This is a genomic window from Mesorhizobium atlanticum (assembly GCF_003289965.1).
Classification (GTDB): domain Bacteria; phylum Pseudomonadota; class Alphaproteobacteria; order Rhizobiales; family Rhizobiaceae; genus Mesorhizobium; species Mesorhizobium atlanticum.
In genome coordinates, this window is the sequence record NZ_QMBQ01000002.1 from 241,729 (window position 1) to 253,623 (window position 11,895).

Annotated in this window: 11 protein-coding genes; 4 read left to right on the forward strand and 7 right to left on the reverse strand. The window is 64.6% G+C overall.

The window, feature by feature from the left end:
• Positions 1-187: 187 nt before the first annotated feature.
• Together upp and DPM35_RS06255 are read right to left on the reverse strand one after the other, a co-directional pair.
• Entirely contained in the window at positions 188-817 is a 630-nt protein-coding gene (gene upp, locus DPM35_RS06250; protein ID WP_112096510.1) for a uracil phosphoribosyltransferase, read from the reverse strand.
• Positions 818-978: 161 nt separating this feature from the next.
• Positions 979-1,953 carry an adenosine deaminase gene (locus DPM35_RS06255; RefSeq protein ID WP_112126452.1) on the reverse strand — a complete coding sequence of 325 codons (975 nt, stop codon included), beginning with the start codon at positions 1,951-1,953 and terminating at the stop codon, positions 979-981.
• Between the two features lie 168 nt (positions 1,954-2,121).
• On the opposite strand from DPM35_RS06255, the gene ubiE reads away from it, so the two are divergent.
• From ubiE to coaBC, 3 genes are all read left to right on the forward strand, one after another.
• Positions 2,122-2,898: a bifunctional demethylmenaquinone methyltransferase/2-methoxy-6-polyprenyl-1,4-benzoquinol methylase UbiE gene (gene ubiE, locus DPM35_RS06260; protein ID WP_112126453.1), complete on the forward strand. Its 777-nt coding sequence runs from the start codon at positions 2,122-2,124 to the stop codon at positions 2,896-2,898.
• Positions 2,899-2,955: 57 nt separating this feature from the next.
• Positions 2,956-4,530, forward strand: a complete 1,575-nt coding sequence (ubiB, locus tag DPM35_RS06265; protein ID WP_112126454.1) for a 2-polyprenylphenol 6-hydroxylase — start codon at positions 2,956-2,958, stop codon at positions 4,528-4,530.
• A gap of 74 nt (positions 4,531-4,604) precedes the next feature.
• Positions 4,605-6,077, forward strand: coding sequence for a bifunctional phosphopantothenoylcysteine decarboxylase/phosphopantothenate--cysteine ligase CoaBC (gene coaBC / locus DPM35_RS06270; RefSeq protein ID WP_198419710.1), 1,473 nt, complete (start codon positions 4,605-4,607; stop codon positions 6,075-6,077).
• Positions 6,078-6,113: 36 nt separating this feature from the next.
• Here coaBC and DPM35_RS06275 read toward each other — a convergent pair whose 3' ends face one another.
• Entirely contained in the window at positions 6,114-7,451 is a 1,338-nt protein-coding gene (locus DPM35_RS06275; protein WP_112126455.1) for an aspartate aminotransferase family protein, read from the reverse strand.
• A gap of 96 nt (positions 7,452-7,547) precedes the next feature.
• Between DPM35_RS06275 and DPM35_RS06280 the strand changes: the two genes are divergently transcribed.
• Positions 7,548-8,405, forward strand: coding sequence for a LysR family transcriptional regulator (locus DPM35_RS06280; protein ID WP_112126456.1), 858 nt, complete (start codon positions 7,548-7,550; stop codon positions 8,403-8,405).
• 31 nt (positions 8,406-8,436) lie between these two features.
• Here DPM35_RS06280 and DPM35_RS06285 read toward each other — a convergent pair whose 3' ends face one another.
• The 4 genes from DPM35_RS06285 to DPM35_RS06300 all read right to left on the reverse strand — a co-directional run bounded on the left by DPM35_RS06285 (position 8,437) and on the right by DPM35_RS06300 (position 11,883).
• Complete coding sequence (locus tag DPM35_RS06285) at positions 8,437-9,888, reverse strand: MFS transporter (RefSeq protein WP_245431455.1); 1,452 nt, start codon at positions 9,886-9,888, stop codon at positions 8,437-8,439.
• Between the two features lie 156 nt (positions 9,889-10,044).
• Positions 10,045-10,527 (reverse strand): DUF992 domain-containing protein, encoded by a 483-nt coding sequence (locus DPM35_RS06290; protein ID WP_112126458.1) that lies wholly within the window; start codon positions 10,525-10,527, stop codon positions 10,045-10,047.
• A 148-nt stretch (positions 10,528-10,675) separates the two neighbouring features.
• Positions 10,676-11,152, reverse strand: coding sequence for a DUF992 domain-containing protein (locus tag DPM35_RS06295; protein WP_042639311.1), 477 nt, complete (start codon positions 11,150-11,152; stop codon positions 10,676-10,678).
• Positions 11,153-11,304: 152 nt separating this feature from the next.
• A complete protein-coding gene (locus DPM35_RS06300; protein ID WP_112126459.1) occupies positions 11,305-11,883 on the reverse strand; it encodes a DUF4274 domain-containing protein in 579 nt (192 codons plus the stop codon).
• Positions 11,884-11,895 lie beyond the last annotated feature (12 nt).

Genomic DNA, 11,895 nt, shown 5'->3' on the forward strand with positions numbered 1-11,895 from the left:
GGATGCCCCTAGGGGAAACGTTGAACCGCTCGATCCCTTTGTTCAGGAGCAATTCCGGACGGAAAACCGCTTCACACTTTTCCCGGAATTGCTCCCGAAGGCCGCATCCTTAGGCCGACATGGTGTTTTGAGCTTTAACGTGCGCCGGAACCGCGCGGTTGTGTAAACGCGCGGTAAACGGATGCGCTCACTTTGTTCCGTACATGCGGTCGCCGGCGTCGCCGAGGCCGGGCATGATGTAGCCCTTGTCGTTCAGCTGGCGGTCGATCGAGGCGGTGAAGATCGGCACGTCCGGATGCGCCTTGGTGAAGCGCTCGATGCCTTCCGGCGCGGCAAGCAGGCACAGGAACCGGATGTTGGTGGCGCCGCGTCCCTTCAGCTTGTCGATCGCCGCGATCGCAGAGTTGGCGGTCGCCAGCATCGGATCGACGACGATCACCAGGCGGTCTGCAAGATCGCTCGGCGCCTTGAAGAAATACTCGACCGCTTCCAGCGTGTCATGGTCGCGGTAGAGGCCGATATGGGCGACGCGCGCGGCCGGCACCAGATCGAGCAGGCCTTCGAGCAGGCCGTTGCCGGCGCGCAGCACCGAGGCGAAGACCAGCTTCTTGCCTTCGAGCGTCGGCGCTTCCATCTCCTCGATCGGAGTCTCGATCATGGTGGTCGTCAGTTCGAGATTGCGGGTCACCTCATAACCGAGCAGCAGCGAGATCTCGCGCAACAGCCGTCGGAAGCCGGCCGTCGAGGTCTCCTTCTTGCGCATGATGGTCAGCTTGTGCTGGACAAGGGGGTGGTCGACGACGGTGACGCCCTGCATGATGTGCTCCGACTGGTTCGCAGTGGGTAATGGTCTGTAGTGAGTAGTGAATAGTGAGCCGATTTGCGAGTCCTCGCCTCGGGGAAAGCTCCGGCCTTCAACCGCTCTATGCGCGCTCAGCCAAATCCATAACTACTGACTACCGACTACTCCCTACTCACTCACCGCGCCTTCGCGTCCAATCGGCTGAGCAGGATCGCCTTGGTCTTCCTGTCGATGAAGGCTGCCTCGATGGCCGTCCTCGTGACGGCGGTGAGCGCCTTGTCGTCCATGCGGAAATGCTCGGCGGCGATATCGTATTCGCGCTTCAGCGAGGTCCAGAAATAGGGCGGGTCGTCGGAGTTGAGCGTCACCTTGCAGCCGGCGGCGCGCAGCGCCGGAAAAGGATGGTCGGCGAAGCTGTCGAACACTTTCAACGCGATGTTGGAGCCCGGGCAGCATTCCAGCACCACGCCCTCGGCGGCGATGCGGCGGACGAGATCCGGGTTCTCGATGGCGCGAACGCCATGGCCGATGCGCGAGGGGCGGATGTGGTCGAGGGCGGCCTGGACACTTTCCCAACCCATCAACTCGCCCGCATGGATGGTGATGCCGAGGCCCGCTTCCCGCGCGATCTCGAAGGCGCGCACATAGTCCTCGAAATCGCCGATGCGCTCGTCGCCGGCGACGCCGAAGCCGGTCACCAGCGGATGGCCGCAGCGCGCCGCGAAGCGCGCCGCCTGTTCGATCGCCTCGACCCCGACATGGCGCACGCCGGTGACGATCATGCGGCCTTCGATCCCTGTCTTGGCCTTGGCGCGGGCCATCCCTTCGCCCAGCGCATCCGTATAGGCTTTTGGCGAGAGGCCGGCCTTTATCGCATGGTCCGGCGAGGTGAAGACCTCGGAATAGATGGCGCCGTCGCGGGCGAGGCTGGTCAGATAATAGTCGGCGAGGCGCGCATAATCGTCTTCCGTGCGAAACAGGTCGGAAGCGAAATCATAAGCGGCGAGAAACGAGGTGAAATCGTGCCAGACGAAGGAGCCGTTCTGGATATAGGGCGAAGGGTCCTTGCCATATTTGCGGGCCTGGCTGACGACAAGCTCCGGTGCCGCCGCCCCTTCGATGTGGCAGTGCAACTCGGCCTTCAAAATCATGCGGTCATTCCGCCCGGTATGCTGTTCTCGCACGGAATCTGGCCGGAAAATCATGCGGGACCTTTCTCGACCGGGTTTTGCAAGCGCGGCCGAAAACCGCGCCTTGGACAATAGCGTCGGCACCATCGATCGGCTATGGTCCCGCCGGTTTTATGACGGATCAAAATAATGTCAGTTGAGAGAACCACGGCCGCGGGCGGCATGGAAACCTCCTATGGTTTCAGGAAGGTCGGGGCAGGCGAGAAGCAGCCCCTGGTCAACGACGTCTTCCACAAGGTGGCCAATCGATACGACCTGATGAACGATCTGATGTCGGCCGGGTTGCATCGCTTGTGGAAGGACGCGATGGTCGCCTGGCTGAACCCGCCGAAGCGGCCGGGCTGGAAGGTGCTCGATGTCGCCGGCGGCACCGGGGATATCGCCTTCCGCATCGTCGAGGCCAGCCAGCGCCAGGCCCACGCCGCGGTGCTCGATATCAACGGCTCGATGCTCTCCGTCGGCCGCGACCGCGCCGAGAAGCTGGGCCTTGCGGCAAACACCGACTTCGTCGAGGCCAACGCCGAAGAGCTTCCTTTCGGGGACGACAGCTTCGATGCCTATACGATCGCATTCGGCATCCGTAACGTGCCGCGCATCGAGGTGGCGCTTGCCGAAGCCTATCGCGTGCTGAAGCGCGGCGGGCGGTTTCTGTGCCTTGAATTCTCGGAGGTCGAGATGCCGCTGCTCGACAAGGCCTATGAGGCCTGGTCGTTCAACGCGATCCCCAGGATCGGCAAGGCGGTGACCGGCGACGGCGAGCCCTATTCCTACCTCGTCGAATCCATCCGCAAGTTCCCTAACCAGCAGAATTTCGCGGCGATGATCGCGCGCGCCGGCTTCGATCGCGTCACCTTCCGCAACTATTCGGGCGGGATCGCCGCCCTTCATTCCGGCTGGAAGCTTTGAGGCTGGACCTTTGAAGCAGGCCCCCTTGAAACAGGCCCTCTTGAATCGGGATGGCCAATGAGCAGCATCGGCGCCGCCTTCAGGCTCGCCAGGGCCGGCTGGGTGCTGGTCCGCGAGGGCGTCGTCGCGGCGTTGCCGGGCGAAGAGCTTTCCGGCATGCCGAAATTCGGCTGGAGCGTGGCGCGGCTTTTCACCCGCCGCCGGGCGCTGAGCTATCAGCGCGGCGATAGGCTGGCGCGCGCGGTGGTGCGGCTCGGACCCTCCTATGTCAAGCTCGGCCAGTTCCTGGCGACGCGGCCCGATGTCGTCGGCAACGACATGGCGCTCGATCTCGCGCTGTTGCAGGACAAGATGCACACCTTTCCGAAGGCGGAGGCCGTGCATGCGATCGAGGCCTCGCTCGGACGCACGATCGACGACCTCTATGCCAGCTTCGGCGAGCCGGTAGCGGCGGCCTCGATCGCGCAGGTGCACAGCGCCGAGGTCGTGCGTGAGGGTACTGCTTCGCGCGTGGCGGTGAAGGTCATCCGGCCCGGCGTGCGGCACCGCTTCTTTCAGGACCTCGAAAGCTATTTCCTCGCCGCCCACCTGCAGGAAAAATACATCCCCTCGTCGCGTCGGCTGCGCCCGATCGAGGTGACGCAGACGCTGGCGCAGACCACCAGGATCGAGATGGATTTGCGGCTCGAGGCGGCCGCGCTTTCGGAACTCGGCGAGAACACCAAGGACGATCCGGGATTCCGCGTGCCGGCGGTCGACTGGGAACGGACCGGCCGCGACGTGCTCACCATGGAGTGGATCGACGGCGTCAAGATGAACGACATCGCCGGCCTTGCCGCGGCCGGTCATGACCTCAAGGCGATTGCCGCCAACCTCATCCAGTCGTTCCTCAGGCACACACTGCGGGACGGCTTCTTCCATGCCGACATGCATCCTGGAAACCTGTTCGTCGAGACGAACGGCACCATCGTCGCCGTCGATCTCGGCATTGCCGGGCGGCTCGGCAAGAAGGAGCGGCGCTTCCTCGCGGAGATCCTCTACGGCTTCATCGTGCGCGATTATCAGCGTGTCGCCGAGGTGCATTTCGAGGCGGGCTATGTGCCGCGCCAGCACAATGTCTCGGCCTTCGCGCAGGCGATCCGCGCCATCGGCGAGCCGATCCACGGCCAGTCGGCCGACACCATTTCGATGGCGAAGCTTTTGACGCTGCTCTTCGAGGTCACGGAGCTGTTCGACATGGCGACGCGGCCGGAGCTGATCCTGCTGCAGAAGACCATGGTGGTGGTGGAAGGTGTCGCGCGCACGCTCGATCCGGCCTTCAACATGTGGAAGACCTCGGAGCCGGTGGTCGGCGACTGGATCGCCGGCAATCTTGGCCCGCGAGGGCTGCTCACCGATGCACGGGACGGCGCCAAGGCGCTGCTGGCACTGGCGCGCCAGGCGCCGGACCTCGCAGCCCGCACCGACCGGCTGTCGCGCGAGATCGACCTGATGGCCGAGAACGGCCTGCGCTTCGACGAAGCGACCGCGCACGCCATAGGGAGGGCGGAGGCGCGCCACACCCGCTCCGGTCGCGTGGCGCTGTGGGTGATCGCGCTGACGCTGATCTACATCGCGTGGAAGCTGCTCTGAGCGCCAATCGGCTTGCCGCCAATTGATTGCATTGCTATCATTGCATGCGCTGTCTGAAAAGCGAGTGCAATCACATGGCCAGCATCACGATCCGCAATCTGGACGATGAGGTCAAGGACCTGCTGCGGCAGCTCGCCGCCGAAAATGGCTGCTCGATGGAGGAGCAGGCGCGGGCGATGATCCGCGCCGCAGTCGAGGGCCGGGCGGGGCAGGCCGACCGCATCGGCCAGATCGAGGAGAAGCTTCGCGCGCTGACAGGTTCGAAGGAGCGGGCGACGCCGGTTGTCGCGGCATCGGGCAAGCCGGTCCCGCGAGGCTCACTCTCCGGCAAGCGCATCCTGCTGATCATAGGCGGCGGCATCGCTGCCTACAAATCGCTCGACCTGATCCGCCGACTGCGCGAGCGCGGCGCTTTCGTACGGGTGGTCATGACATCGGCCGCGCAGGAATTCGTCACCACTTTGTCGGTCGGCGCGCTTTCGGCCGATCATGTTTTCACCGAATTGTTCGACCGCAAGGACGAGCACGATGTCGGCCATATCAGGCTGTCGCGCGAGGCCGATCTGCTGGTCGTGGCGCCGGCCACAGCCGACCTGATGGCGAAGCTGGCCAACGGCCATGCCAACGACCTCGCCTCGACGGTGCTTCTGGCCACCGACAAGAAGGTGCTGATCGCGCCGGCGATGAATCCGAAAATGTGGGCGCATCCGGCAACGCGGCGCAACCGGGCAACCTTGCAGAAGGACGGCATCGCCTTTGTCGGCCCCGGCAAGGGCGAGATGGCGGAAAGCAACGAAGCCGGCGAGGGCCGCATGGCCGAACCGTTGGAGATCGTCGCCGCGATCGAGGCGATGCTCGACGAGAAGCCGAAGCCGCTTGCCGGCCGCCGGATCATCGTCACCTCGGGACCGACGCACGAGCCGATCGACCCGGTGCGCTACATCGCCAACCGCTCGTCCGGCAAGCAGGGCCATGCGATCGCTGCCGCGCTGGCAAAGCTCGGCGGCGATGTGCGGCTGGTCTCCGGTCCGGTGAACATCCCCGACCCCGCCGGCGTCGCGACCACGCGTGTGGAGACGGCCGCGCAGATGAAGCAAGCGGTCGAGAGCCTGCTGCCGGCGGATGCTGCCGTCTTTGTCGCGGCAGTTGCCGACTGGCGCACGGCCAATGCCGCCGGCGAGAAGATCAAGAAGGTGGCGGGCAAAGGGCCGCCTTCGCTGCAAATGGTCGAGAACCCGGACATCCTGGCCGGCATCGGCCATCATGCGCAGAGGCCGGGCCTTGTCGTCGGCTTCGCGGCCGAGACGCAGGATCTCATCGCCAATGCCGAAGCCAAGCTGAAGAAGAAAGGCGCCGACTTCATCGTCGCCAATGACGTCTCGCATGAAAGCGGCATCGGACCGTCGGGCGTGATGGGCGGCGACCGCAACAAGGTGCGCATCGTCTCCAGGAGCGGCGTCGAGGAATGGCCGGAAATGGGCAAGGACGAGGTGGCGGCGCGGCTTGCCGCGCTGATTGCCGAGCGGCTGCAGACCGTCGTGGTGTGAGGCCGAAGCTGGCGCTTCGGTCGCCGGCCCTCGACCTCACTCGGCGGCGATGCCTGGACGGCTCGTGTTCGCCGCGAGCCCGGTCTCGATCGACTCGGCAATGATCTTCAGGCCGAGCTCCAATTCTTCCTCGGAGATCGTCAGCGGCGGCGCGATGCGGAAGACGCCGCCCATGCCGGGAAGCTTGACGATGTTCATGCTGAGACCGCGCCGGAACGCCTCGGCCGCGATCGCGGCGCCAAGCTGATGGTCGGGAACCCGGTCCTTGCGATCCTTCACGATCTCGACGCCGAGCAGCAGGCCGCGGCCGCGCACGTCGCCGACGCATTCGTAGCGCTGCTTCAGGCCGGACAGGCCGGCGAAGAGCTGCGCGCCGAGACGCTGCGCACGTTCGACCAGCTTTTCGTCCTCGACCACATCGAGCACGGCGAGGCCGACGGCTGCCGGCAGCGGATCGGAGACATGGGTGGTGTAGAACAGGAAGCCTTTCGCGTGCGCTTCCTCCTCGATCTCGGCCGTCGTCATGACGGCCGACAGCGGAAGGCCGGCGCCGATCGTCTTGGAGAGCGTGAGGATATCCGGCGTGACGCCGTCCCTCTGGAAGGCGAACATATGGCCGGTGCGGCCGATGCCGGTCTGCGCTTCGTCGAGGATCAGCAGCATGCCGCGCTCGCGGCACTTCTGCTGGAGAGCCGCCAGGTAGCCTTGCGGCAGCTCCAATATGCCGCCGCTCGACAGGATCGGTTCGGCGACGAAGGCGGCCAGGTTGCCTGTCGACTGGCTGTCGACCAGATCGAAAGCATCGTCGAGCTCGGTCTGCCAATCCAGCGAGCCGTCGGCATTTTTGAAACGCGGCCGAAAACTGTTCGGCGCCGGGATCGCGAGCGAGCCGACCGCTGCCGGCCCATAGCCCTTGCGGCCGGCGCTGTAGGTCGCGGAGGCCGCGACGCCGGTCATGCCGTGCCAGCTCTTCGAAAAGGCGACGATCTCGTGCTTGCCGGTCACCAGCTTGGCCATGCGGATCGCGGCTTCGTTCGATTCCGCGCCGGTCGACAGGAGCAGCACCCGGTCGAGCCCCGGCGCCAGCGCCGCAAGGCGCTCGGCAAGCTCGACCACGGGACGGGACAGCATGCCGCTGAACAGATGCGCGACCTGACCGACCTGGCGGCTCACCGTCGAGACGATCCTGGGGTGAGAATGCCCGAGCAGCGCGCTCATCTGGCCGGAGGTGAAATCGAGGATCGGCCGATCGTCGGCGTCGTAGACGAAGGATCCCGCGGCGCGCTCGATGATTGCCGGCTCGAAGCTGCCACCGTAGCGTATCAGATGCTTTTGCGCCGCATTCCAAAAACCGTGATCCTGGTTCTTCGACATCGTTCCAGCTCCACCACATTGATTGGCAACAAATAGCGGTTGGCGCGCGTGCAGTAAAATTGATAGTAGTCAAATCCGGATATCAATGGATTTGATATGCAGGCTCCGCTCGATCTCAAGCTCTTGTCGACATTCGTGCGTGCGGCGCATTCCGGCACGCTGAGCGCCGTGGCCGTGCAGGTCGGGCGTACGCAATCGGCCGTGACCATGCAGATCCAGCGGCTGGAGGAAGCGCTTGGCCAAAGCCTTTTTCATCGCAGCGGCAGCGGCGTGCGGCTCACCGGGAGCGGCGAAAGATTTCTGGCCTATGCCGAGCGCCTCCTCAAAATTCATGACGAGGCGATCTCGGCGCTTTCCGACAAGGGCCTGCATGGGTCTATCATCTTCGGCAGCCCCGAAGACTACCTGAGCGCGTTCTTCCCGGCGCTCTTGAAGAGTTTCGGCACCATGTATCCCGATGTCGAGATCAAGGTGGTCTCGGCGCCGACGGTCGAACTGCGCACGCTCATCAATGCGCGTCAGGTCGATCTGGCGCTCGTTTCCACACCCAATCCAAGCGATGCGCCGGATGTGGTGCGCAGGGAGTCCCTGGTCTGGGTCGGCAGCCGGCCAACCCTGGAACTCTACGATTTCGGCGACACTGTTCCGCTCGCCCTGGCCGCGTCGAACGCGATCGACCATAAGGGGGCCTGCGAGGCCATGACCCGCGCCGGCCTGCGCTACAAGATAGCCTATGCCTCCAACAGCCTTGCCGGGCTGATCGCCGTTGCACGGTCAGGCCTGGCGATCAGCGTGATGGCCGAGGGGGCTGTGCCGCCTGACCTCCATATTCTCGGCGCTCCGCTTCCTCCGCTGCCCGGGCTCGGCATTGTGATCGTTTTCGCCGAAGCGCAACGATCACCCGCGGCCACGGCCTTTGCCCGTCACATCCGCAACGTTCTGCCGTCGCTTTGAGGGTTTGCCGCCTTGCGGCTTCTCGGTCACGTCAGCCCGCGGCGAATTGCGGCCGGTTCGCTCTCGAAGATATCCTGAACGCCGCCAGGCAACCGACAATGCCGAGCGGCACGAAAGCCAGGAACAGCCAGCCGGCGACGGTCGCGGCCGCCTCGCGGCTCAGGCCTTCGGAAAAACCGCAGGCATTGGCGATAATGCCGGCAAGGGCGGCACCCACCGCATAGCCGATGCGTTGCATCGTCGGCACGGCGGCGGAGGCGATGGTCTGTTCGCCCTCTCGCGCCGAGGCGACGATCACGCGGGTCAGAAATGGCCAGGAGACGCCGAAGCCGCCGCCCTGCAGCAGGGCGCAAAGCAGGATCAGCGGGATCGAACCTGCCGGAATGGTGTAGGCGAAGCCGGCGAGGCCCGAGGCAATCATCAGCGCGCCGACGACGATGATCATGCGCTCACGCTCCAACGGCGCATTGGCGATGAGAATCGACAGGATCGACCAGGCGATCGATTCGGCGGCGATGATGTAGCCGGTGGTCAGGATCGGAATGCCGTGCAGGGTGGTCAGAAGCAGCGGCCCGTAAATGGTGAAAGTGCAAGTGGCCACGGAGAATGCCGCGACCATCGTCATGCCGCTGCCAAGCGGCGAGCGCCACGAGAACAAGGGCGACGGGAAGAGACGCGAGCGCGGCCTCAGGGCATCGATGCGGAAGAACAGTGCCAGGCCGATCAGGCCGAGCAGGAGCAGCAGCGACGAACGCAACAGGGCAATGTCGATGCCGGCGGCGGCGATCAGCACCACGCTGAGGGCGAGACAAGCGAGCGCCGGATAGGGGAAGGGTGGCGCCATGCCGCTGCCCGCCTGCGGCTTCGTTGCTTCGGGCGTGTCGAGCACGATGAAGCTCGCCAGCGCCATTGCCGCGCCACCGAAAGTGAAGACGCCGAAGGCCCAGCGCCATGACAGGAACTCGGTCATGATCGCGCCGAGCATCGGGCCGCTGAAGGCCGCGACACCCCAGATCGCGGACATGATGCCGAAGAGCTGCGGCCAGATGTTGCGCGCAAACAGCCGTTCGACCGAGACGAAGGCAAGCGATACGAGCGCGCCGCCGCCGAGCCCCTCGACCAAGCGTCCGGCGAGGAAAGACGGCATGGCGGGGGCCGTGGCGCAGATCAGCGCGCCGGCCGCGTAGAGCAGGGCGGCGACCGTCATGTTGGAGCGCAGCGCGACATAGCTGACCAGCCGGCCGGCCGCAGCGCCGGCGACAATGGCGCCAAGCTCGTAGATCGCCAGCGACCAGCCGACCAACTGCACGCCGGCCAGTTCACCGACCATGGCCGGCATCACCGTCGCCACCATCGTCTCGTTGGTCGCATGCAGCAGGATGCCGAGGCTGATGAAGCAGAAGCGCGCCAGGTCGCCACTTGCCCACAGCGCGCGCCAATCTATCTTATCGCCGCCTGCTTTGTTGTTGCTTGCTGCCGTCACGTCGATCTCCTGCCTTATGATTCGCAGCCTCATCCGCATCGCGAATGGGCGCCAGATCCAGTTCGGCAGGGCTTGTAGAACCTCAATCGCAGTTGAGCTCAAGAGGCCTTTTTTCGCTTGTCGCGGGAGGAACGCTTGATTGGTCCTGACGGCCAGTCAGTTCGCCATGCTGCGCAGCTGGAACTGGCTAACGCCGATGGCGATGTTGAGGCCGGTTTGGGTCTGGATGCTGAGCGGCTGCAGGGTGAAGGCGTTGCCGGTGCCGCCGACCAGGAGATTGGCGCCGGCTCCGACCGCGGCGGTCACTTCGGCGCTGGCGCCGACATAGTCGCCGGCGAGCGCACCCGGAGCGTAGATGTTGTTCATGGGCGTCAGCACCAGCCAGCGCATCACGCTCTGGCTGGTGGTGCCGATGTCGAGGCCGTATTTGTTGACGGCGCCGAAATAGGCTTCCGGCGCAAAGGTCTTGTCCGCCGGCGTGAAGGTGCAGCTCAGATCCTTACTGGAGCCGAAGACGAAGCCGGTGCCACCGCCAATGGCGCAATCCAGCACGCCGAGCTCGACGCCGCCGGTCTCCGCTCGAGCCTGTCCGGCCAGTGCAACAATCACGATAGCGGCTGCGGCGATGATCCTCGGCATATGTCCCCCCTCTTCTCTTTGACGCAATTCCGGACGGAAAACCGTGTCACACTTTTCCTGGAATTGCTCAAAAGCATGCGGCCCGGAACGGCTACAATGTCCTGTTCCGGGCCGCGCGTATAGGCGGATGTCGTTGGCGGCTGAGCGCCTATTTGTAGGAGTGGACCAGATCCAGCGACGCGACCGCGACGGCCAGGTTGACGCCGGTCTGCGCCTGGACGCTGAGCGGCTCCAGCATGAAGGCGCCGTCGAGGCCGCCGACCAGGAGATTGGCGCCGCCGCCGGTCACGACGGAAGCCTCGGCGTTGACGCCGTAATAGCTGCCGGCGAGGTCGCCTGCCTCATGATGGCGCGTGCCGGCAAGCACTGCCCAAACCAGCTGGCCCTGATGCGTCTGGCCGAGGTCGACGCCGAGCTTGGAGATCATGCCGGTGTATTGCTCTGCCGGACCGTGATGATAGGGACGGAAGGTGCAGGACACACCCTTGTTGGACGTGATGACATAGCCGACGCCGCCATCGATGGTGCAATCGAGCGTGCCGAGCCGGAGCGTGCCGGCGCTGACCGGAGAAGCGAGGACCGTGGCGGCAAGCGCGGCAGCGGCACAGGCAAGAGATTTGATCATTGGAAAGGTCCTTTCGCGAAAATTTTGCCCCGGCTTAAACGAGCGAGGTGCGCCGAGCGTTCCGCCGAAAACTTGGCGCGAACATGGCAAAGGTTAACGCATCGCCATCGACGGTTAACATGCGATGACAAGGGCTTGGGATGTTCGAGCGTTCAGTGGCGCCACAGGCTCTCAAGCGCCGACCAGACCTTGCCCAAGGGGCCCACGTTCTCCGGATCGCCGTGGTCCGGCAGTTCGATCAGCACGGTGCCGTGGAAATCCTTGGGATAGCGCCGGTAAAAGTCGATGTCGTTGACGATCCGCCGCCCTCGAAGGGCGCGCTTCATGTCCGGGTGGGGCTTGATCGGCGGGTGGGTTAGTTGCTTCGCCTTTTCGACCAACTCCTCGAAATCGTCGCGCGTGTATTCATCCACGTCGTAGGCGATTTTCGAACGGACATAGCCCTTGGCGTTGATGCGCTGCGCAGTGAATTTCAGCATGTCCCAGAGCGGCTCCCGGTTGGTGTCCGACCCGCCATTCTCCAAGGCCATAAGGAGATACCAGACCGGCTGACCTTTCCAGAACATGGTCAATGCCATGGCCTTATCGCATTGCGGCTGGCGCGCGATCCAGAACAGCGGGTCGATGTCCCAATCCCAGTTGAAGTCGAGAACGGCGCGGTGCCAATCGTCGGGCGAAGCTGTTTCCAGCCAGGCGATCTGCCGTCGGATGCCGAGTTCGTTCTCATCCATCGGTGCCGTTCC

Coding starts and splice junctions, on each gene's coding strand:
- upp (WP_112096510.1), bottom strand. CDS start 817: ATGCAGGGCGTCACCGTCGTCGACCACCCCCTTGTCCAGCACAAGCTG.
- DPM35_RS06255 (WP_112126452.1), bottom strand. CDS start 1,953: ATGATTTTGAAGGCCGAGTTGCACTGCCACATCGAAGGGGCGGCGGCA.
- ubiE (WP_112126453.1), top strand. CDS start 2,122: ATGTCAGTTGAGAGAACCACGGCCGCGGGCGGCATGGAAACCTCCTAT.
- ubiB (WP_112126454.1), top strand. CDS start 2,956: ATGAGCAGCATCGGCGCCGCCTTCAGGCTCGCCAGGGCCGGCTGGGTG.
- coaBC (WP_198419710.1), top strand. CDS start 4,605: ATGGCCAGCATCACGATCCGCAATCTGGACGATGAGGTCAAGGACCTG.
- DPM35_RS06275 (WP_112126455.1), bottom strand. CDS start 7,451: ATGTCGAAGAACCAGGATCACGGTTTTTGGAATGCGGCGCAAAAGCAT.
- DPM35_RS06280 (WP_112126456.1), top strand. CDS start 7,548: ATGCAGGCTCCGCTCGATCTCAAGCTCTTGTCGACATTCGTGCGTGCG.
- DPM35_RS06290 (WP_112126458.1), bottom strand. CDS start 10,527: ATGCCGAGGATCATCGCCGCAGCCGCTATCGTGATTGTTGCACTGGCC.
- DPM35_RS06295 (WP_042639311.1), bottom strand. CDS start 11,152: ATGATCAAATCTCTTGCCTGTGCCGCTGCCGCGCTTGCCGCCACGGTC.
- DPM35_RS06300 (WP_112126459.1), bottom strand. CDS start 11,883: ATGGATGAGAACGAACTCGGCATCCGACGGCAGATCGCCTGGCTGGAA.